The organism is Sphingobacterium arenae, from assembly GCF_014692505.1.
In the GTDB taxonomy this organism is placed as follows: domain Bacteria; phylum Bacteroidota; class Bacteroidia; order Sphingobacteriales; family Sphingobacteriaceae; genus Sphingobacterium; species Sphingobacterium arenae.
In genome coordinates this window covers 201056-223833 of sequence record NZ_JACNYK010000002.1, presented here as the reverse complement: position 1 = coordinate 223833, position 22778 = coordinate 201056, and the positions used below count along the sequence as shown (strand labels likewise).

General features: G+C 39.6%; 20 protein-coding genes. 7 read left to right on the top strand and 13 right to left on the bottom strand.

The features are described from left to right. Nucleotides 1-28: 28 nt before the first annotated feature. The 6 genes from H8B17_RS07420 to H8B17_RS07395 all read right to left on the bottom strand — a co-directional run bounded on the left by H8B17_RS07420 (nt 29) and on the right by H8B17_RS07395 (nt 7006). Nucleotides 29-760: a tRNA threonylcarbamoyladenosine dehydratase gene (locus H8B17_RS07420; RefSeq protein WP_148918772.1), complete on the bottom strand. Its 732-nt coding sequence runs from the start codon at nt 758-760 to the stop codon at nt 29-31. Continuing rightward, entirely contained in the window at nt 757-1419 is a 663-nt protein-coding gene (locus tag H8B17_RS07415) for a TatD family hydrolase (RefSeq protein WP_190308571.1), read from the bottom strand. The genes H8B17_RS07420 and H8B17_RS07415 overlap by 4 nt, the downstream gene beginning before the upstream one ends. Before the next feature lie 80 nt (nt 1420-1499). Next, nucleotides 1500-2792 carry an anthranilate synthase component I family protein gene (locus H8B17_RS07410; RefSeq protein ID WP_190308570.1) on the bottom strand — a complete coding sequence of 431 codons (1293 nt, stop codon included), beginning with the start codon at nt 2790-2792 and terminating at the stop codon, nt 1500-1502. A gap of 12 nt (nt 2793-2804) precedes the next feature. Then, nucleotides 2805-4076, bottom strand: coding sequence for an adenylosuccinate synthase (locus H8B17_RS07405; RefSeq protein WP_190308569.1), 1272 nt, complete (start codon nt 4074-4076; stop codon nt 2805-2807). A gap of 103 nt (nt 4077-4179) precedes the next feature. After that, nucleotides 4180-4686, bottom strand: coding sequence for a Fur family transcriptional regulator (locus H8B17_RS07400; RefSeq protein ID WP_190308568.1), 507 nt, complete (start codon nt 4684-4686; stop codon nt 4180-4182). Between the two features lie 112 nt (nt 4687-4798). Next, nucleotides 4799-7006 carry a RelA/SpoT family protein gene (locus H8B17_RS07395; RefSeq protein WP_190308567.1) on the bottom strand — a complete coding sequence of 736 codons (2208 nt, stop codon included), beginning with the start codon at nt 7004-7006 and terminating at the stop codon, nt 4799-4801. Between the two features lie 148 nt (nt 7007-7154). On the opposite strand from H8B17_RS07395, the gene H8B17_RS07390 reads away from it, so the two are divergent. The 5 genes from H8B17_RS07390 (at nt 7155) to mnmE (ending at nt 10940) form a co-directional block, all read left to right on the top strand. Continuing rightward, complete coding sequence (locus H8B17_RS07390) at nt 7155-7796, top strand: DUF4294 domain-containing protein (RefSeq protein ID WP_190308566.1); 642 nt, start codon at nt 7155-7157, stop codon at nt 7794-7796. 20 nt (nt 7797-7816) lie between these two features. Further along, the gene (locus H8B17_RS07385) at nt 7817-8308 is read left to right on the top strand and encodes a glutathione peroxidase (protein ID WP_190308565.1); all 492 of its coding nucleotides are present in this window, start codon (nt 7817-7819) and stop codon (nt 8306-8308) included. Nucleotides 8309-8383: 75 nt separating this feature from the next. Then, nucleotides 8384-9103, top strand: a complete 720-nt coding sequence (gene bshB1, locus H8B17_RS07380) for a bacillithiol biosynthesis deacetylase BshB1 (protein ID WP_190308564.1) — start codon at nt 8384-8386, stop codon at nt 9101-9103. 3 nt (nt 9104-9106) lie between these two features. Beyond that, nucleotides 9107-9499 carry an SMU1112c/YaeR family gloxylase I-like metalloprotein gene (gene gloA2, locus H8B17_RS07375; RefSeq protein ID WP_190308563.1) on the top strand — a complete coding sequence of 131 codons (393 nt, stop codon included), beginning with the start codon at nt 9107-9109 and terminating at the stop codon, nt 9497-9499. A gap of 31 nt (nt 9500-9530) precedes the next feature. Next, complete coding sequence (gene mnmE, locus H8B17_RS07370) at nt 9531-10940, top strand: tRNA uridine-5-carboxymethylaminomethyl(34) synthesis GTPase MnmE (RefSeq protein WP_190308562.1); 1410 nt, start codon at nt 9531-9533, stop codon at nt 10938-10940. Nucleotides 10941-10970: 30 nt separating this feature from the next. On the opposite strand, the gene H8B17_RS07365 is transcribed toward mnmE, so the two are convergent. From H8B17_RS07365 to H8B17_RS07355, 3 genes are all read right to left on the bottom strand, one after another. Next, nucleotides 10971-11414 carry a DinB family protein gene (locus H8B17_RS07365; protein ID WP_190308561.1) on the bottom strand — a complete coding sequence of 148 codons (444 nt, stop codon included), beginning with the start codon at nt 11412-11414 and terminating at the stop codon, nt 10971-10973. A gap of 151 nt (nt 11415-11565) precedes the next feature. Next, nucleotides 11566-12687: a baeRF3 domain-containing protein gene (locus H8B17_RS07360; RefSeq protein WP_190308560.1), complete on the bottom strand. Its 1122-nt coding sequence runs from the start codon at nt 12685-12687 to the stop codon at nt 11566-11568. Nucleotides 12688-12944: 257 nt separating this feature from the next. After that, on the bottom strand, nt 12945-13607 hold the full coding sequence (locus H8B17_RS07355) for a DinB family protein (RefSeq protein WP_223816419.1): 663 nt from the start codon (nt 13605-13607) through the stop codon (nt 12945-12947). 209 nt (nt 13608-13816) lie between these two features. Here H8B17_RS07355 and ligD point away from each other — a divergent pair, with 209 nt between their 5' ends. Then, complete coding sequence (gene ligD, locus H8B17_RS07350; RefSeq protein ID WP_190308558.1) at nt 13817-16294, top strand: DNA ligase D; 2478 nt, start codon at nt 13817-13819, stop codon at nt 16292-16294. Here the strand turns inward: ligD and ku are convergent. The 4 genes from ku to rpoN form a co-directional block, all read right to left on the bottom strand. Beyond that, the gene (gene ku, locus H8B17_RS07345; RefSeq protein WP_190308557.1) at nt 16291-17046 is read right to left on the bottom strand and encodes a non-homologous end joining protein Ku; all 756 of its coding nucleotides are present in this window, start codon (nt 17044-17046) and stop codon (nt 16291-16293) included. The two genes, ligD and ku, sit on opposite strands and share 4 nt — an antisense overlap. A 232-nt stretch (nt 17047-17278) precedes the next feature. After that, on the bottom strand, nt 17279-17482 hold the full coding sequence (locus H8B17_RS20585) for a hypothetical protein (protein WP_223816418.1): 204 nt from the start codon (nt 17480-17482) through the stop codon (nt 17279-17281). A gap of 10 nt (nt 17483-17492) precedes the next feature. Continuing rightward, entirely contained in the window at nt 17493-18650 is a 1158-nt protein-coding gene (locus tag H8B17_RS07340; RefSeq protein WP_223816417.1) for a YbfB/YjiJ family MFS transporter, read from the bottom strand. Between the two features lie 46 nt (nt 18651-18696). Continuing rightward, complete coding sequence (gene rpoN / locus H8B17_RS07335) at nt 18697-20160, bottom strand: RNA polymerase factor sigma-54 (RefSeq protein WP_190308555.1); 1464 nt, start codon at nt 20158-20160, stop codon at nt 18697-18699. 272 nt (nt 20161-20432) lie between these two features. On the opposite strand from rpoN, the gene H8B17_RS07330 reads away from it, so the two are divergent. Further along, nucleotides 20433-22715: a penicillin-binding protein 1A gene (locus H8B17_RS07330; protein WP_317170996.1), complete on the top strand. Its 2283-nt coding sequence runs from the start codon at nt 20433-20435 to the stop codon at nt 22713-22715. The last annotated feature ends 63 nt before the right edge of the window (nt 22716-22778 follow it).

Genomic DNA, 22778 nt, shown 5'->3' with positions numbered 1-22778 from the left:
TAATTAGTAATACGGAAGGGTGTTGATGTTAATTAACTTTCTTGCCAATCAAGTCACGAATGGCCACGGAAGCGATGGCTCCACCAAACGCAGCTGGTAAATAGGACATCGTTCCATAAGCAGATTTCTTGAAATTACTGCCATCGGTATACAGTAGGGATTTCTTATCGGGAAGCTCCGTTGAAAAGGCTACCTTAACGCCATCACGGATGCCGTGCTTGCGAAGTTTCTTACGGATATGGTGGGCAAGTTTACAGTTGTATGATTTACTGATGTCGGCAATGCGGATTTTGGTAGGGTCTACTTTTCCGCCAGCACCCATCGAACTGACAAAGGGAATTTTTGCTTCTAGTGCATGCCGGATGAAAAAAAGTTTTGGCGTAATGCTGTCAATCGCCTCCACACAATAATCGGGAATTGACGCTAAAAGAGCTGGGATTTTTTCCGGTATGATAAAATCTTGGACAACATGAAGTTCTAGCTCGGGATTGATGGCTAATAACCGATCTTTCATGATTTGTGCTTTGGCTTCACCATGGTTGGTGGCAAGGGCTGGCAATTGTCGATTTCGATTGGATGGATCTACAGTGTCGCCATCAATAATGGTCATTTTGCCTACTCCGGCACGGCAGATGAATTCTGCCGCAAACGAACCTACTCCTCCTAAACCGAGAACCATCACATGTGAATTTGCTAATTTTTCCAATGCCTCACGTCCTGTTAAAGCTTCTGTTCTTGATAACCAAGATAAATCTTTCATTTTCCTATCGGATAATTAAATATATGCATAAAATTTTGATACAATTCTTCTTTTAAGAGTTGCATCTCTATTTTTCGAACGCGGCAAAAATAAGCATAAATATCAATGATATTGACAGATTTATCATCCGTTTCTAATAAAATTTTGTTAAGTGGTACTTGTCGGATAAGTTCGCCTTTCTGCTCTGAAAGGATGGCGCTTCCTAAACTAATAAAATAACCTAGACTAAGAATTTGTTTTGCTAAAGCAGGTTTTTTTTCAAATCCATGAAAGATAACAGGGACGGATACTTTTTCTTCGTAAAGTATTTCCAGACATTCTTGATAAGCACGGACACAATGTATAATTAAAGGCTTTTGGATACTATTGGCATAATTGATTTGCTTTCGAAAAATCAATTCCTGCAAAGACCATTCGGTATCGCAGCGTTTATCAAGACCACACTCACCAATAGCCAAAACCTGTTTCTTGGTTCCATATTGATGAAGGGCATCTAATTGTGCCTTGGTATTAAGCTCGATATACCAAGGATGTATGCCTAATGAACAGGGATAGGGGGACAAATAGTCCTTTGATATAATAACATTGGGAAGCGGAAAGATTTGTTCTGTCGGCGCATGGGTGCAATGCGTGTGTATGTTGATGTAGGGTGTAGACATACTCAAACCTAAACAAAATGCATTGCATTCACGAGTGCCGATGGGAAAAAATCTGAGTAATTAGTTCACGAAGGAATTAATTACTCTACTAACTTTGCGTTCAAGGTTTTGAGTATGGCAGAAGCTTTCAATAGGCATTCTTCGTATTCCTTTTCCGGATCCGCATCAATAGTTATTGCGCCTCCCGTATGGAAAGATAGGTATTGCTTTTTGCTATTGTAAAGTAAGGAACGTATAACTACGTTGAAATCAAAATCACCTTCTGGATTAAAATAGCCTACAGCACCCGCGTATATGCCCCGTTTACTGTTTTCGTAACGATCGCATAATCTCATCGCACTGATTTTCGGTGCTCCGGTCATCGAACCGGCGGGGAAAGTGTTACGGATAACTTCTATGTCTGATATGCCACTTTTCTTTTGGCAGGTGATGGTGGAAACCAATTGATGCACTTGCTCAAACGTCTGCACTTCCAGTTGTTTTTCTGCCTTTACGGTACCTTTTTGTGCACTGCGTGTTAAATCATTTCGAACCAAATCCACGATCATCACATTCTCTGAAATTTCCTTCGGACTGTTTTTCAATGTCTCGATAATGTGATGGTCTTCTTTCATAGTCTTTCCACGGGGGGCAGTACCTTTAATAGGCTGAGAAATCAGCGTATCCCCCCGCTTTGCTAAGAAACGTTCAGGCGATGCGGATAGAATATAGTTGTCGTTGATTTTGAAAAAACAGGAAAATGGAGTAGGGGAAATCCTGTTCAATTTTTGGTATACGGCTATTGGTGACAACGTAACGTCTTCAGCATAAAATTCTTGACAAAGGTTGACTTCATAAATGTCACCCTGTTGGATGTGTTTTAACAAATGCTGAAACGCGCGTACATACGCTGGTTTCGACATCCGTTTTTTAAAATGGATGTTTTCTGGCTCTATCATTTCCTCACCTGCGGTATGGCTACTGGTTAAAATATCATTATATATATTTTTTGGATTGGCAGCTTCAATTTTTACCTGGTTGTCTTTGAAATGCAAAACGATGGCTGGAATAAAAAAAAAAGCTTCTGGGAAATCTAGCCGATTAGGGAAAGACGTCGTTAAATCTTCAATTTCATTTTTAAGATCGTAACTAAAAACGCCAGGCATCCATCTATTCGGATGCTTGGCTCTAAATTTTTCCAAGGCATGGAATGTATCTGTTTGCCCGCTGACAAAGCTGTCTAAAGCCTTTACGGCAAGTAAACTATCTATTTGTGCATACTCATCACGATAGTCATTAGATTGAAAGTAACAAGCCTCATCAAATTGTTGCGCCCACTGAAGCGCTTGTTTTTCGAATAGCTGCCTTTCAACCTGAAATACGGCTGTAGCCATTTGTATATGATATTACAGTTCGATTGTCTGAATACGATCGGGGCCTACAGATAAATATTTAATAGGGACCTCCAACGCTTTTTCCAAATAAGCGATGTAATTTTTTAATGCTGCAGGAATCTCGTCTTTCGAACGAATGCCCGTAATATCTTGATTCCATCCTTCTATTTCTTCCAAGACAGGCTCCGCTTGATTGGTTATGATTTCGTAAGGCATGTAATCGATGGTTTCACCGTTGTGTTTGTAATGTGTACAAATATTGATTTTTTCAAATGTATCCAATACATCGGCTTTCATCATGATCAATTCGGTTACGCCATTTAACATGATGGCATATTTCAAAGCAGGGATATCAATCCATCCCGTACGACGCGAACGCCCGGTAGTTGCACCAAATTCATGTCCTATCTGGCGTAACTTTTCACCCGTTTCGTCATCCAGTTCCGTTGGAAATGGTCCGCCGCCCACACGGGTAGCATAAGCTTTGAAGATACCATATACTGCACCGATTTTATTGGGTGCGATGCCAAGTCCCGTACATGCTCCGGCAGTAGTCGTATTGGATGAGGTAACGAACGGATAAGAACCGAAATCTACATCTAGTAATGTACCTTGTGCACCTTCGGCAAGGACTTTTTTTCCTTCTTTTAAATAGTTGTTGACTAAATGTTCGGCGTCTACGTGTGGAATCGTTTTGATAAAATCAATGGCGCTCATGAAAGCCGCTTCTTTTTCAGAAAAATCAGGAATTTCCCCATAATGGGAAAGAATCTCCAAATGCTTGGCTTTTAATTTTTCATAGCGTTGTTGAAAATCTGGAAGGGTTGTATCTCCTACACGTAAACCATTTCGGCCAGTTTTGTCCATATAGGTCGGACCGATTCCTTTAAGAGTAGAACCGATTTTACCAGCGCCCATTTTGGATTCGGAAGCTGCGTCCAACAATTGGTGTGTAGGAAGGATTAAATGTGCTTTGCGTGCAAGAACCAATGTACCTTTGCCTACTGGATCAAATCCCGATGCACGTAGATTATCTAACTCGCGTTTTAAAATAATTGGGTCGATGACGACACCACCGCCAATAAGGTTAAGTGTACCTTCATTAAAAATACCGGACGGGATGGTGTTCAAGACAAATTTCTTGTTATCAAACTCTAATGTATGTCCGGCGTTAGGGCCGCCTTGAAAGCGGGCGATTAAGTCATACTTCGGACAGAATACGTCCACGATTTTTCCCTTTCCTTCATCGCCCCATTGCAGGCCCAAAAGCACATCAACTTGCATAATTTGAAATATCGATATTAAAATTTAAATGATACGTTTAGAAAAAACACGACAAACCGGTCTTTTCTGAACAAAGGTAATACAATAATTGGCGATTACCACATTAATTTGAAATTACCGGGCTCCTGCCTTTTTTAGGCATACTTTCGGTATTTTCAGTATCTTTCTTTTGACAATCTTCACAGACACCATATAAATTAAGGGAGTGATGTTTAATGTCAAATTTCAACAAATCGCCCATCAAACTTTGGATTTGGTTGATGCGTGGGTCGCAAAACTCCACGACTTTATTACATTCGATGCAGATAACGTGATCATGTTGTTTAAAGCCATAAGATTTCTCAAATTGAGCCATGTTGCGACCGAATTGGTGTTTGGTAACCAAATCGCATGACACTAATAATTCGAGTGTATTATATACTGTAGCACGGCTTACACGATATTTCTTGTTCTTCATGTGGATGTAAAGTGACTCCACATCAAAGTGATCAGAACGTGAATAAATTTCTTCTAAAATAGCATAGCGCTCAGGCGTTTTTCTCAGATTCTTATTTTCTAAGTAAGCTTCGAAGATTTTTTTTACAGTTTGATAATTTTCGCCTTTATTCATATGTATATTATTTGTCTTTTAAAAGTCATATGGAACGACCAGATTTAATCTACAAATTTACCAAATTCTTCTGTAAAAAACGACGGGTAAACTGTGAAGTGTGCTTGGGGTTTTAATTATCTGTTTCATAGCGCGTTATGCCTGTTATCCCGCTGATCTGTTTCAATGTTTTCATCAAGTCCTCTAATTGTTCGATATGATTGACGAACACCATGATGTTCCCTTCGAAAATTCCCTCATTACTAGTTATGGATAGGGAACGTATATTGACGTTATATTCTTGAGAAATGACGTTTGTGATCTTGTTGATAAGTCCCACGTCATCAATTCCTACGATACGTAATCCCGTAAGGAAAGCTACGTTGGGTTGAGAAGAAGCCCATTTTGCTTTCAATATTCGATAGCCGTAGCTTGCCATGAGTTTGGAAGCGTTTGGACAACTTGTACGGTGTATTTTAATTCCATCATTAACGGTTAAAAAACCAAAAATATCATCGCCTGGAATAGGGTTGCAACACGGTGCTAGCGTGTAATCGACTTGTTGATAATCATCACCAATCAGGATCGTGTCGATTTCTTTTTTGTTTATCTTTTCTACGAGGCCAGAAACATGGGAGCTGAAGTGGTTTTGACCGGGTGTGTTTGTTTTTTCGCTTTCCGCGTATTCGCGAAGATTTTTGATGTCGACATTGCCCTTTGCGACGTTATAGAAGAGCTCTTGGGAGCTAGGGTATTTAAAATAGTTGGAAATTTTATTGATATTGTCTGTATTGTAGGTGATCTTTAACGATTTTAGTTTGCGTTCTAAAATCTCCTTGCCATCTTCTGCAACCCGTCTTTTTTCTTCTTTTAGCGACGAACGTATTTTTGATTTCGCTTTCGCTGTAACAACAAAGTTTAGCCAATCCTCTTTTGGTGTTTGTTTACTAGATGTAATGATTTCAACCTGATCGCCATTTTGAAGTGGATGACTAAGTGGAACCAGCTTATGATTGACCTTAGCGCCTATGCAGGTAGCCCCAATATCCGAGTGGATCTCAAAAGCAAAATCTAACGCTGTAGCTCCATTGGGGAGCTGGACCAATGTGCCTTTTGGCGTGAAAATAAATATCTCGTCCGAAAATAAATTCATTTTAAAATCGTCCACGAAATCCATCGCATTTTGCTCGGGGCTACTGAGTAGATTTCGAACTTTTTGAATCCATTGGTCTAAACCACTGTCAGAGTTAGACTCTTTGTATTTCCAATGTGCCGCAAATCCTTTCTCGGCAATTTCGTTCATACGTTTTGTCCGGATTTGTACTTCCACCCATTGACCTCGTGGGCCCATCACTGTAGTGTGAAGGGATTCGTATCCATTCCCTTTCGGGGAAGATATCCAATCGCGGAGACGATCTGGATTAGGGCGGTACAAATCTGTCACAATGGAATATACTTTCCAGCATTCTGTTTTTTCCCGCTCTGTAGGTGTGTCAATGATAATTCGGATAGCAAACAGGTCGTAGACCTCTTCAAATGGAATAGATTTTTTACGCATTTTATTCCAGATGGAATAAATGGATTTTGGACGTCCGAATACTTGTGCCTTGATGCCTTGTTCTTCGAGTATTTTTTTTACCGGCTGGATGAAGTCGGCTACAAATTTTTCCCGTTCTGCTTTCTTTTCGTTCAGTTTTCGAGCGATGAATTTGTAAGTATCTGGATCTGTGTACTTCATGGAAAGGTCTTCCAACTCGGATTTTATGGCGTAAAGACCCAGCCGGTGTGCGAGAGGAGCATAGAGATAACTCGTCTCTGAGGCAATTTTCAATTGCTTATGTCGGGCCATAAATTCCATCGTGCGCATATTATGTAGGCGATCCGCTAATTTGATCAAGATTACACGTACGTCGTCTGCTAGGGTGAGCAACATTTTACGAAAATTTTCCGCTTGCATGGAACTATTGGGGTCGAAGATACCAGAAATTTTAGTGAGTCCATCAATAATGCGAGCTACCTTCTTGCCAAATTGTGCTTCTATCTCCTGTAGGGTAATAGATGTATCTTCTACCACGTCGTGCAGTAATGCGCATACGATGGAAGTCGTTCCTAAACCTATTTCCTCTGCTGCTATCTGTGCAACGGCTATAGGGTGATATATGTATGGTTCGCCCGATTTACGGCGCATATCTTTATGGCTTTCTAATGCCAGATCAAATGCTCTGCGGATCTCTTGTTTATCGCCTCGTTGCAACGTGGGTTTGCAAGCCCTGAGTAGTGCGCGGTACCTCTTTCTAATTTCCTTGTTTTCTGCCTCTATATCAATCTCGAATTCTTCCATATACACACTGAAAAAAGTTGCTTTTATATTTTTTTGTTCGTAATTTTATTATTGTTTTTTCACTTGTATGAAAACAGGGGGAAAACAATAGATAAATATAGCGATTTTTTTACATACTTGGAAATTGATTAATATTTTTTAAGAGAGGATGAAACGGTCTTTTGTATGGGGGGTATTTTTGATTTTTCTGATGCCAATTATAGGTAGAGGTCAAGTTTTGCAGGTTCCTCATTATGGAGACGGAGAGGGGGAAATCATGCAAAACTATCCCACCACGCGTTTGGAGAGCGGAGAGGTAGTGCCTTGGTTCCCTATTAAAGATGTTATAGTCACTGCAAGGAGAACATTCAAAACAGAAGATGATCGTCTAAAATATCTCCGTTTAGAGCGCAATGTATTACGGGTTTTGCCCTATGCCATTTATGCACAGAAGCGTTATGAACAACTTGATCGTGACATTGCACTAGTGTCTTCTAAAAGAGAGGAAAGACGTTTGGTTAAAGTGTGTGAGGAGGAAATAAAAGAGAAGTTTAGAACGGAAATAAAAAATCTAAGTGTCTCGCAAGGGGTTATATTGATCAAGTTGATTCAGCGCCAAACTGGCAATAGCAGCTACGAGCTTGTACGGGAGATGAAAGGAGGTCTTTCGGCTTTCTTCTATCAATCGGTAGCCAAAGTGTTTGGTCATAACCTTAAATCGGTGTATGATCCAGTAGAAGATTATGAAATAGAAAATATTATCCGAGGATATGAACGCATTCGTCCTATAAAGAATTTGTATAATTATTAACCTAATGGAAAGGAGAGTCTATGCAGACGGTTTATGATTTTCATGGTGTACAGTTTAACGGAGAAAAGAAATCGTTACAAGATTATTCCGGTAGAGTTCTATTGATCGTTAATACGGCTAGCAAGTGCTTTTTTACTAAACAATTTAAGTCGCTCGAAAAATTATATCAACAATACAAGGGCCAAGGATTCGAAATTTTAGCTTTTCCGTCCAATGATTTTCGAGGACAGGAACCGATGACCGGCTTACAACTCGAAACTTTTTGCCGTTTACAGCAACAGGTTACTTTTCCTGTGTTTAAACGTGTGCATGTTATTGGTGAACATTGTGACCCCCTATTTAAGTTTTTATCCGACAAGAACCTAAACGGAAGGGTAAACGTCAAACCTCTCTGGAATTTTCACAAATATCTCGTCAATAGGGAAGGAGAGGTCGTAGACTATTTTTACAGTGTGACAAATCCCCAAGCAAACAGGTTGATCACGAAAATAGAAAAATTGATAACTGCGTAGTGTATTCATAATCATTTCTGCACATTTGCCAAATTTTCGTTAAATGCCTACTTTTGGAGCAAACAGAAAGATACTATGAAGTTGGATTTAATGGTGATGACCGTTCATCCCGATGATGCTGAATTAGGAGCGGGCGGAACGATTGCAAAATACGTTGCTGCAGGTAAAAAGGTGGGTATTATCGATTTGACACAAGGCGAATTGGGAACGCGTGGAACCGCGGAAACCCGACAACAGGAAGCAACGAGAGCGGCTGATATTTTGGGCGTTCAAGTTCGTGAAAACCTCGGCCTACGTGATGGTTTCTTCACCAATGATGAAGAAAGTCAGCTCGTTATTATCCGTGCAATCCGTAAATATCAACCCGAAATTGTCATAACAAATGCATTGGACGATCGTCATCCCGATCATGGACGGGCAAGCAAACTGGTGAATGATGCACTTTTTTTAAGTGGACTCCGCCGAATCGAAACTGTTTATGAAGGGCAGATACAGGAGGCTTTTCGTCCACGGCTTCAATTGCAAGTGATTCAAGATAAATATATTCAACCCGATATTATACTAGATATTACAGACTTTTGGCAGCAGAAAGAGCAGTCTGTTTTAGCTTATACTACACAATTTAACGTGTCGTCAGATGACGATGAACCTCAGACGTATATTTCGAATCCGGCCTTTATGGAATCTACCCGCGGTAGAGCGGCAGAATTGGGCCGGAATATTCAGGTTAAATATGCGGAAGGATTCACTGCTCGCAAACTCTTGGGGGTACAGGATATCTTTCAACTTTTATAGGGCATGGCCGTTAAGTTAAATAAAGTCCACCATATTGCCATTATCTGTAGCGATTATGTGCGTAGTCTGTCTTTTTATTGCGATATTTTAGGTTTGGAATTGCAACGGGAGATCTATCGTGTTGAACGTGATTCCCATAAAGCAGAATTAACACTAAACAACCAATATATCATCGAACTATTTTCATTCCGATCGCCGCCGGAACGTCTGTCGTATCCGGAAGCAACCGGATTACGACATTTGGCCTTTGAAGTATTGGATATGGATGGGACTATTCGTGCGTTAGAGGAAAATGAAATAACGTATGAACCTATCCGAATGGATGAAAACACCGGAAAGAAATTTATTTTCATTGCTGATCCAGACGGATTACCGATTGAGTTTTACGAGAAGTAGAGGGTACACATAAAAAATGTACCTTTGCAGTATGTCAACAGGATTAGTTTCGCAAGATACCATTGTAGCTCTAGCGACTTCGCCAGGAGTAAATGGAGCTATTGCGGTTATTCGTTTGTCTGGTTCACAAGCGATCCGGATTACCAACGCGGTCTTCAAAGGGAAAGATCTCCTAAATCAGGACTCTCATACGATTCATTTTGGTACTGTACGGGATGGGGAAGAAATAATTGATGAGGTATTGATCTCTCTTTTTAAAGGGCCGCATTCCTATACGAAAGAAGACGTAGTCGAAATTTCTACTCATAATTCGAAATATATTATTGAGCGGCTAATGACATTGCTTATCAAAAAGGGAGCAAGGGCAGCACAAGCGGGAGAATTTACACTGCGCGCCTTTTTAAATGGTGGCATGGATCTCTCACAGGCAGAGGCCGTGGCAGATTTGATCGCTTCGGAAAATAAAGCATCCCATGAAATCGCCATGAACCAAATGCGTGGGGGAATCAGTAATAAGCTACAGGAGATGCGTGAACAATTAATTAATTTTACAGCGCTCCTGGAACTCGAATTGGATTTTGGAGAAGAGGACGTGGAATTTGCGGATCGGACACAATTTGTAGCCCTTGTGCAGGAGCTGAAGGCGCACATCGGCAAACTTATATATTCATTTGCCTACGGAAATGCTATAAAACAGGGGGTGCCTGTCGCGATCATCGGAAAACCCAATGCTGGAAAATCAACGCTGCTCAATACATTGCTTGATGAGGAACGCGCTATTGTGAGTGATATTGCAGGAACTACCCGAGATACTATAGAAGAATCTATTAATCTAGATGGGATCACCTTTCGTTTTATCGATACGGCTGGTCTTCGAGAAACTGCAGATACTATTGAGGCCATCGGCGTAACAAAAGCAAAAGAAAAGGTTCAGCAGGCGAAGGTGCTATTGTATTTGTATGATGATAAAGACAGTACAGCAAATGAGGTGATTGCACACGTCAAGGAACTCCATTACCCTAGCCTTATTGTGATTTTAGTTCGCAATAAAATTGATTTACAGGGAGGGTATCATCCGAATGAAATGGATTCCCATATTAAAAAAGCGCTATTTGACGAATATAGTGACTCACTCGTTGCTATATCTGCAAAGGATAGCGATAGTGTAGAAGGGTTGAAGAGCCTGCTTCTAGAAAAAATCCGGGAAATGGCAGTCGAAGATCAACAGATTATTACCAATACTCGTCATGTAGAAGCGTTAGAACAAGCGCTGGCTGATCTTGAACAGGTGGAGCAGGGATTTGATGTACAACTTCCTGGAGATTTGCTTGCCCACCATGTACGCGCCGCCTTACGCCATATTTCCAGTATCACTGGAGATATTGACGTTGATCGGGATATCTTGGGTACAATTTTCGGAAAGTTTTGTATCGGTAAATAGATATATATAGCTGTATACTTTTTATACCAGTTATCTTTTATATAAAATGTAATCAGTCATTAGGGGGGCAATTCCGGCGCTTCTGAATTCGGAGGCAATTTGTGCACGATGGTATGTGGAATGGTTAATGACATGGAAAAGGATATCCTGTACCTTGGAAGCAAGTATGTGCCCTTGCCCGGTTTTGTAATCTATTATTTTGTTCAAGTCACACTGCTCCAATAGAAAAGCGGACTCCCTATAGTTCATCATGTCGATTTCTTGAAAATCTCTAACGGAATGTTCTTGCCACACTTGGAAGATCTTTTGTGTGGGCTGAATCCTGTTGTTCCAGATTTGATGTGCACTAATTATATGGCTATATAATTTTACTGTTTTTTCCGATACGATATTTTCGTTTTCTGATATAGCGGTCGCCAATTGTTGGTTGCAATGATGGCTATATTCGAATAGATCCTTAAAAAAATGTTTCATTCTTATTTTATAACCATTCAATATACAAAAAAAATTCTGAAGCGGGGAGCTCCAGAATTTTTCAACTAACCAATTATTAACCTAAATTATGAATGCAGTATAATCTGCAATGTCTATGCCAGAATTACTGTTTTTATTTTTTGTATTTCTTTCAGTAGCGATTGATTGTGAAAAACCCCGTCTCGGACGGCATTTCTTTTTCATTAAGGGCGATTACACTACCGCCGTAAGCGAAAACCATACGTCCCAATTCATTAATAACGTCTGTATGTTGTTTATTATTTTGTACTATTTCGCGCCTGTCGACATCAATATGTCCGTCGATGGATGTGCCATGAGCGAAGCAAAATATGTCAACTTTACCGTCAATAACATCTCTTACGACATCGCCTATATCCAAACTGCTTAAATTTTCCGGAACAGCAAGTTGATAACGTTTGAGGAGCTCTATTTTTCGCTTTTCAAGTATTTTATCGAATATTTTCTGTACTTTTTCTAGTAGAACAGCCTTGCTTAAGGATTGCGGATTGATTTGTAGGTGGATAGGAGACAAATTGGTGTGTTTGCTGATCCGCAGAAAATGGTTATGATGTTCAGGAAGAGCAACCAACACTAACGGAATATCTTGGGGAATAGGATAATGTTCAAGGATAGCTTGATCGATTTTTCTGAAAAATCGATCCATATCAATATCTTCTTCTTGGCTTTTTTCCATATATCCGTGCAATCCAGCGCCTTGTACAACCGAAGCATGTAGATGATTGTCCGTTAGTTCATCACCCAAGGCTTCCTTCATGGTAGTAGGTACGTTATCTTTTATATTTAGCTTTTGAAGCTGGTATTTGTCGCCGTGATAGAGTTGAACATCGTCCAAACCCAGCGCAAGAAGATAATAGGGTTGGTTTTCATAATACAATTTAAATAGAGGTTTGACGCAGAAGGAGTCGGCGACACACGATATTTCTTGAACTTTTTCGGGTAAACGTAATATTTGCATGCCCTCGGAAGATGCAAAAATTGCCAACCCTTCATCATTATGATCCCAAAATGTTTTGTCGTTTATGAGTTTTTCCAACGGTTGGATAAGTTTTTCATGTTCATGAAGATTATTGTTGTGGATATACTGTAAAGTCTTTTTATAAAGATTTTTAAAGGTGATGGGATCCGTTGCATTTGCTGGATGCACCCGGTGGGTAGGCATGTATAATGAGATACAAGGTATACGCTGAGTTGCTGTCAACTCTTTTAGTAATTTCAAATCGATTGTCTGCATAATAGATGTTTTTAATGAATGCATTGATTTTTTCTGTTATGTTGTATGTAGCATATATATGAAACAGTGTAAAGAACGAGATGTTTAGAAAAATTTGATAAGTATGAAACAAAAAAATACTGGAGTAGGGAACTCCAGTATTTTTAAACTAATCAACCAATTATAAACCTAAATTACGAAGTACTTATTTAACGGCGTATAATATGTTGTTATTATAGAATGACTTTTGATTAACAGTTTTTAACGAATCTTGTGTGTTATTTATTTTTTGGATAATTAGGATGCGCTTTAATTTCTTCTATCTGTAAAATATGTCTGTCCGAATGCGATGTTATAAACAGCAAGTTTTGATAACCATCTACTCGACCTGTTGGCCCTTGGCTGGTGTGGGTTCTTAATGCATTTATATCAGCATTTTTGATGTAATTGATAATTTCTCCTCTTCCGACTTCGAAAGCTGTCAAAGCCTCCTTTACATTTTTGTATTTTCCGGTAGGTTTAAGCATCTCAGGGGCTTGATATTTTTCACTTCTGTCTGTGATGCTATTGATAATTTCTTCGTCGCTGTTGCTTGGTTTTGGAGGGGTTTCAGACAGATTAGGTTTTGAAATTTCCTGTTTAAACATAGCAAAAATCATCGGCTCTGATAAAATGATGTGTTCTAGACATTGGTTAATAGACCATTGGTCTTCTCCGGGACTGAAACGCAACTGTTCTTCTGTAAGTCCGTCCACACTCTTCTTTAGATGCAATGCAGTCTCTTCGTAATGCGCAAGTAATTTTTCAATATCTTGACTACTGTCTTGTTTAGTGGATATAATATCTGTATTGTTATTATACGCGATTACATGAGGGGTGTTTAACAGCAGGGCGACTAATAACGAAGCTGCCCAAGCAAAATGTGCTATGTTTCTTTTCATTATATCTTTTTTTATATTAACATCATCCTTTACGATACTTTTATAGCCTTTCGTCATACAATATTATATAATTTTTTGAATAGGGGACTTTGCATAAGGCAAGTTTTTATAATAGTTGCCTATGGAAAAAGTTTCGAAGATATCTGGATAAGCCTAGAGACTTTAAAACCTTATGAAGAGCAGCTTGTTTATTTCCATAAAAAACAGGTATGGCAAAGCTGGCAGATTATAAAAAGAAAAGGAATTTCAAGCAGACGCACGAACCGAAGGGTGGCAGCAACGACAATAAAAGTAAACAAAAAAAATTACGGTTCGTGATACAGCGGCATCACGCTTCTCGCTTACATTATGATTTTCGGTTGGAACTGGATGGTGTTTTGAAAAGCTGGGCAGTTCCCAAGGGACCTTCATTGTATCCTAAAGATAAACGGTTAGCTATGCAAGTCGAAGATCATCCCATAGATTATGCCTCTTTTGAGGGAATTATTCCAAAAGGTAATTATGGTGCGGGTGTGGTTACTATTTTTGATTCAGGATACTATGAATTTACGACAGCAAAGAATGCAAAAGAATTTTTGCAAGACTTAGAAAAAGGTTCCCTCAAATTTAAATTACATGGTCATATTCTTCGCGGTGAATTTGCGTTAGTGCAGATGAAAGGGCAGGAGGATAATGCCTGGTTACTTATAAAGCATAAAGATCGGTATGCATGGGATGAACCCTACAATAGCGAGGATAATGTGCAAAGAAAGATTAAGCAAGCTGGCGTCGACTTTAAAAAGGAGAAGAAAGGTAGTGCTCCAAAAAAGCTTCCCAAAGTTAGTCAAAAAAACAAAACGGAAGGATTTCCGAAACCTATGTTGGCAAAATTGGTGGAACAGCTCCCTGAAGGAAGGGAATGGCGGTACGAAAAAAAATATGATGGGTTTCGTATTCTTGCGGTACGGAACGAAACCGGCGTTCAACTTTATTCACGTAACGGGAAAGACATGAATACGTTATTTCCTTCTTTGGTAACAGATCTATCTTCCTTGGACAGACATGTGTGGCTTGATGGAGAACTTGTTATCGAGAATAAACAAAGAAAGCCACATTTTCAGTTGATAGCCAGCGGGGAACCGATTCCGAGTAACCTCATGTTGCACTATTATGTTTTTGATATACTTCGTTTAGAGGACGAATATGTTACAGATTATGCGCTTAAAGAACGGGAAGAATTATTGACGTTGTTGTTCCGTCGGATAAAGAAATCTAAAATTGTTCAGTTAACGCAGATTCTGCAAGGGACGGCCCAACAAGTTAAAATCAAAGCCGGAGAGCAACAATGGGAAGGAATTATTGCAAAAGATGTAAATAGTAGCTACTTGCAAGGTAAACGCAGTAGTTTCTGGTCAAAATTCAAGTTACGGAATAGTCAGGAAGCCATTATATGCGGTTATACATTACCCCAAGGAAGCCGCTCATTTTTTGGAGCTTTGGTATTAGGCTATTATCGAGACGGAGAGCTTGTGTATATAGGTAATTGCGGTACGGGATTCAATACAAAGAGTCTTAAAGATATATATACCACTATGCACAAGCATGAGAGCGGATATAAACCTTTTGAGGAAGAAGTGACGGTAGCGAAAGAGAAAGAAGTTACTTGGCTACGGCCGTTGCTGGTATGTGAAGTGTACTATAGCGAGTGGACGACAGATGGTCGTTTACGCCACCCTGTATTCAAAGGGTTGCGACAGGATAAAGATGCAGAAGAAATTGAAAAGGAGAGTTCTATGAAAAATGAAAAGAATGAAGATTTAATAACGATAGGTCGTAAAAAGGTACAACTCACGAATTTAAACAAGGAATATTGGCCCAAAGAGCATTACATCAAAGGGCAGATGATTGCGTATTATGAACAAATGGCGGATTATATTCTTCCGTTTATTAAGAATAAACCGATATCTATGCACCGCTTTCCAAACGGGATCGCCGCAGAGGGTTTTTTTCAAAAAGACGTAGATACGGACAATATTCCTCGTTGGGTAAAAACAGCTCCGATACATTCTGAAAGCACCGGCAAAGAAACAGATTATATTATTTGTAACGATAAGGCAACCCTTCTTTATATTGCCAATCTGGGCTCTATTGAAGTTAATCCCTGGCTTTCTTCCTATCAAAAGCCCGAACACCCGGACTTTGCCGTATTGGATCTAGATCCCAACGGCGCCGATTTTCAAGAGCTTATACAGGTGGCGACGACAGCGTACGAAACTTTTGAGGAACTGAAAGTTCCGGCTTTTTTGAAAACTTCCGGATCTACGGGATTCCACATTTACGTCTATTTAAAAAAGAAGTATACGTACGATGTTGCGAGGGATTTTATTGAGCTAATAGCTCAAATGGTTCAAGAAAGACATCCTGATACGACAAGCCTAGTACGAGATCCAAAAAAAAGAAAGGGGATGATTTATTTGGATTTTTTGCAGAACAGACGCGGGCAGACCATTGCGGCACCTTATTCTTTACGCCCCAAAGAAGGGGCGACCGTCAGTGCGCCGTTGCGATGGGACGAATTAACGCCTAAACTGCATATTGCTGATTACAATATCAAGACGATGTTAAAACGGGTAAAAGAGGTAGACGATCCTTGGAAAACTTTGTGGGATAGCGTAGTCAATATAAAACAAGTGCTCGCTAAACTTTAGGCTAAACTCGCCTTCAATTTATTTAATAAGTCTGTTGATTTCGTATTCTCCACTTTCATTCTACGAATGGAGGTGTGTTTTCCTTTAGCCTTTTGTTTAATAATTTTCAACAACTCACTCGTATATTCATTTTTATATTTTGATATATCAAAAGGTTGACTATGCTGTTTGATGAGTTGAAGGGCCATATCCATCTCCTCTTTTTTTAATCGCGTACTACCCGGTAACGTTAAATCATCCGTTGATCGGATTTCTTCTTCAAACCTAATTTTATTGAGCAATAGCATATTTTCATAGGGTTTCACAATGACAAGATGTTCTACATTGCGCATGACAAAGGAACCTAATCCCGCCGTTTTACTTTTATCAAGGGCTTTAAGGAGAAGTTGGTACGCTTTCGTTCCTCCTTTTTGAGGTTCTAAATAATAGGGCGTATCAAAATAAATACTATCTATTTCATCCATCTTGACAAAAGAATGCAGATTAATCATTTTGTTTTTCTCAGGACTGGCCTCTTCGAAGTCGGTATCTTCTAAAATCACGTACTTATCTTTAAGCAAGTACCCTTTGACAATATTTTCCCATTTGACTTCCTTGCCCGTACTCTCGTTTACACGTTTGTATCTGATGTTCGATTTATCTTTTCTATCCAACATATCTAAATCTAATGAACTGCTTTGCACAGCACTATATATCTTAACGGGGATATTAACCAATCCAAATCCTATTGCTCCGGTCCAAATAGCTCTCATTTTATTTTTTTTGTTTCCATTAATAAGAACAATGCTTTGTTGAAAAGGTTCGTTTTTATATTTAAACGGATTATTAGCGGTGGTCAGTCGCCGATTTGATCTTTTGGTATTTTAGAACCACTCATAATTAACTTAATAGTTAATTTTTGGTTCTGTTTTTACAGGACGTAAGGGAAGATCATAGAATATCACTAAGCATCCAATACAAATTAAGTACATTGCAAATGGTACTTCATCCATACTTCATCCTTACTTGATCTCTACTTGATTTATACTGGATGATTAAAGGTGCGAATCTAGAGGTGTCGTCGGAATCATTGGTCTTTACTTTTAACTTAAAAGTAATTATAGAATAATCATAGTCTTGCTTTTGGTATTTTTGATGCAACATTCGGTGTGGGGACAAATCAATAATAGGTGGTCGCAGCTTGTCCATACTTCGTGTTTTATGCTTTAGGCGTTCGCCATGTCCAGAATAACCCCCAGATAAAAGCACCTAACCCTAGAGCAAAACTCTGCAATAAGGTTCCCCCATACTCAATCCACACTTTAGCAAGCCAAGGGCCAATGAGCTGTGATCCGGCGTAAATGGCGATAAGTGCAGCGGATAATCTCGGCCCCTGATGCGGTTGAAAGTATCGGGCCAACCGTTGTGTACACATGACAGACCCTAAAAAACTACCGCCAATAAAAACGGCACAAATTAAGATGCCCCAGGTGGAGGGAAACAACAATATCGAACCCACACCAAGTGCCTGTAAAATATAGGTATAGATTAAGCTAATCCGATCTCCGAATCGATGACCAATCCCGTTCCATAAAGGGATAAAAAGTAGGGAGGATAGGGAAGTGATTGCCCAGACATTTTTAACGAGTAAACTATCGGCGGGCATGGTTTCGTGAGCAAGGGTAGGTAGGAATGTCATAGGGAGGATGTAGCCCAAACCCGCACCAATATACGAGAGAAATAAAGGAATACTGCGGTGATCAAAAAGCGTAGCTTTAGCTCCATTTGATGCTTTGTAATCAATAGGCTGTATCTTAAGTTGATAGAAACGAAAAGCACTAAATATCGCCAACGCTGAAGAAACGATAGCTACCGGAATCCAACGATATTCTGCAGTAAAATAAGAGGCTGTGCTGTCTACTAAGACACCACCAGCCAAAAGCCCACCTCCCACACCAAAATAAACCAAACCACTAAGATGTGCTTTGTTCTTCGTAATCAGCCATTCTAAAAGTAGAGCGGGTGCTAAAACGAATACAATTCCGTTTGATACGCCATTAAATAGACGAAGAACTAGAAGCCAGGCAAATTGCGGGACAAAGCACTGTATAACAGTTACGAGTGCATTTCCTAAAAGACCAATAAGTAAAAACTTTTTGATGACATTCGGACCAGAATAACGCACAGCAATGAGCGCACCGATTAAATAGCCCGCATAATTGATCGTGGCTAGATCAGCACCCTGTGTGATCGTTAGCATATGATCGTCAATAAAATAGGGGAGCAAAGGGGTAAATGAAAAACGCCCCAAAGCGTGTACCACTGCGAGGGCAGCGCCACCTGCCATTAAGTAGCGAAATACAATCCGTTTATCCATCGAGTCCATTGTCCTGGAAATCAACTATTGTTATCCATAGGAGGGCTTAAAGCTCCTTCCTCAATCTGGCTACTGGGATATTCATCGCTTCCCGATATTTAGCGACAGTGCGTCTGGCAATCGTATATCCTTTTTCTTTTAATATTTCTGTTAATTTTTCATCTGCCAGCGGTTTGCGTTTATTCTCGTTAGCAATACATTCTTCTAGTATTTTCTTTACTTCTTTATTGGAGACCTCTTCTCCTGAATCGGTTTGGATAGCTTCAGAAAAAAACGACTTTAAGAGAAAAGTTCCAAACTCAGTCTGCACATATTTAGAGTTGGCAACACGTGATACTGTTGAAATGTCCATCTCAATCTTGTCCGCTATGTCTTTTAATATCATGGGTTTAAGGAGTCGTTCGTCTCCTGTAAGAAAATAGTCATACTGATACTCCATAATCGCGTTCATCGTCTTTAACAGGGTCTGTTGTCGTTGTTTGATCGCGTCTATAAACCATTTGGCGGAATCCAGTTTTTGCTTGACAAATTGTACCGCCTCTTTCATTTTCTTATCTGTTTTTTCGGCTTTTTCGTAGTGTTCAAACATTTCTTGATAGGAACGAGACACGCGTAGTTCCGGTGCATTTCTTCCATTAAGTGTGAGATGGAGAGTTCCATCATTGTTCATAATATGGAAATCCGGAATAACATGAAGTTGTTTACCTGCTGAAGCTCCAGAATCGCCTGGTTTCGGATTTAGTTTAAGTATTTCGTTGATGATATCTTTGAGCTCTTCTGAATTTACGCCTAATTGTTTTTCGATCTTGTCGTAATGTTTTTTGGTGAATTCTTCAAGGTAATCTTCTACAACTTTAATGGCTTGGTTAATGATGGGATTACTCTGGTCTTTCTTACGTAATTGTATAAGTAAACATTCTTGTAAGCCACGTGCTCCGATGCCCGCAGGTTCAAAATCTTGAATCAACTTAAGTATGGTTTCCACCTCTGCTTCTTCTGCTATTACATTTTGTGAAAAGGCGAGATCATCAATCAATGAAAGGATCGGACGTCTTAGATAACCATCATCATCGAGGCTACCGATGATTTGCTGTCCGACAAGATAATCCTTATCTGATAAAGCAAGTAAATCCAATTGATTTTGCAATGACTCGAAGAATGAATCTTGGACAGCTATAGGGATTTCTTTCCTGTCTTCGTCATCGTCGCCTCCGTAATTAGTAGAATAATCGTTATAATCATCTTCTTGTATGTATTCGTCTACACTGAATTCTTCCTCAAAGTCGTTTTCTTGGTTTTCAAAGTTATCATCGGGATCACGGTCTGGGTATTCCTCTACGGGGTCATTCATATTTGTTAAACTCCCGTCTTCCAACGCTGGGTTTTCCTCCAACTCCTCTTTAATGCGGGCATCGAGAGAAACGGTAGGCACCTGTAACAGTTTTATAAACTGAATTTGTTGAGGTGAGAGTTTCTGTAATAACTTTTGCTGTAACGTCTGTTTTAACATGCTCTGTGCTTCTTTTGCAGGGTAAAAATACTTAAATAAATCAGAAAACTAAAGTGTACCGTATTGGGAGCAATCTAACATAGGTATAATTATTGATAGGTAATTTATATAGAGATGAGATTTGCGTATATCGGAAACGTTAAATTACGTTAATTTCAAAAACCGTATTCTGTTTTTTCGCCTTGCATAGCTGTTTTTAAAAAAACAATTTCCATATTTACCGTATGTTTAAAAGGGTTAAAAACAAATTCTTCCGTTATTTTTTCATAACGGTGTATAGCCTTATTCTATTGGTATGTGCTGTGCAGCTTAACTTTTTATGGTTGTTTGGATATTCCCCAACGAAAAAAGATATTCTTCTGCCAACATTACGTGTTTCTTCTGAACTGTATACCGCAGATTCGGTATTGATAGGACGGTATTTTGAAGAAGATAGAGACCCTGTTACCTATGATAGCATTTCAAAAAATATATTAAATGCACTCATTGCGACCGAAGATGTACGTTTTTATAAACATAGAGGAGTGGATTTTATAGGCCTGTTCTCTAGTGTCTTATCTACAATACGAGGCGATAAGCGTGGAGGGAGTACCATCACACAACAGCTTGCAAAGAATTTATACCGTACACGATATAATCAGTCTCAGGGATTACTTGGTCGTATCCCGATTGTCCGTATGGGCGTGACGAAATTTAAAGAGTGGATGACAGCTTATAAACTGGAAAGTAAGTACCAAAAAAAGGAGATTATTACTATGTACCTGAATACGGTTTCGTTTAGTAACAATGCGTATGGTATTAAATCAGCTTCTTTACGCTATTTCAACAAGCAGCCAAATGCACTATCTGCCTCTGAATCCGCTGTACTTATTGGTATGTTAAAGGGGACGACGCTCTACAATCCAATCCGTAATCCAGATAAATCCATAGAACGCAGAAATATTGTGTTGAAGCAGATGCAGAAAGAAGGATATATTGACGGGGAGCAGTACAATACATTTTCGAAAGAACCATTAGGTTTGAATATCAACAACCCTGATCGAGAGGGGACAAACGATTCTTACCTACGGGCTGCGGTTCAAAAATGGTTAGAGAGGTGGAGTGAAGAACAAGGCGTTGATATTTATACGGCTGGTTTAAAGATATATACGACTATTGATTCGCGTATGCAGCAATTGGCAGAAGAAACGGTAGCTAAGCAGATGAAGGGACTACAAGAACGCTTGGATAATACTTGGCGAGACGAGGAGCCTTGGCGAGATAAAAATGGAAAGGTAATCCCCGGATTTTTGGAGGAGAAAGCTCGAAAATTACCGATATATCTCGCATTGATGAAAGAATATGACGACGATGAAGAGCAGGTGTTTCAACTTTTGCAAAAGCCAAAAAAAATGAAAGTTTTTACGTGGACGGGAGAAAAGGACGTCGAAATGTCAACGATGGACTCACTGAAACATTATGTGAGTATGTTGAATACAGGAATGATGGCCATGGATCCTTACAACGGAGAAATCAAAATTTGGATAGGCGGTATTAACCACCGTTATTATAAATTCGATCATGTAAATCAGGCCAAGCGACAAGCGGGTTCTACCTTCAAACCTTTTGTTTATCTCACAGCATTGGAAAATGGTATGGAGCCCTGTGATACATATGAAGATAAGCCTGTACGATTAGATTTTATAAATAATGAAGGAGAAAAGGAAGTTTGGGAGCCTAAAAATGCAGATTGGAGTTTTTCTTATCGTAACATGTCGCTTCGTTGGGCGATGGCTCGTTCTTTAAATACGATAACGGCACAAATAACGAGAGACGTTGGCTGGGATAAAATTGTGGAAACCGCACACCGCGTCGGAATTGAGAGCCACTTGGAGTCTGTACCTTCGGTAGGGCTTGGTTCAAACGATGTATCTGTATTTGAAATGGTGAATGCTTATGCGACATTTATGAATGAAGGCAAAAGGGTCGATCCGATTTTGGTGTCAAAGATTTATGACAATGGCGGAAAGCTGATTGCGTCTTTTCAGACAACGGAAAAGCAAGTAGTAGACCCGGAGAATGCTTGGTTGATGACCTATATGTTGCGGGGTACAATAGAAGAGCCGGGAGGAACATCGCAAGCGTTGTGGGAATGGGATCTCTTTGGTAATGAAAATCAAGTTGGAGGGAAAACAGGTACCTCATCGGACTATGTAGATGGCTGGTATATGGGGGTTACCAAAGACTTAGTTGCTGGAGTTTGGGTAGGGTGTGATGAGCAGAGTATTCGCTTTAAAAATTCACAGACCGGAGAAGGGTCTAAAACAGCGTTGCCCATTTACGCGACATTTATGGAGGCGCTTTACAAACGGCCGGAATTAGGAGTGACCGAAGGAAAATTTCCGGACCCGAAAGTGGAGATTGAGAAAAAATATAATTGCCCTAGCCCACGAATTCGAATAGAAGCACCAAACGATAGCATAACAGCAGAGATAGATATAGAAGATAGCGATGAACAAATCTTAATAACGTTACCAGAAGTAGACAATACGGAAAAAACTGAAATAGAAAGATAATTTGTATTTTTGAGGAAAGACTAATCTTTAATTATGAAATATCCACGAGTTCACCACACGGAC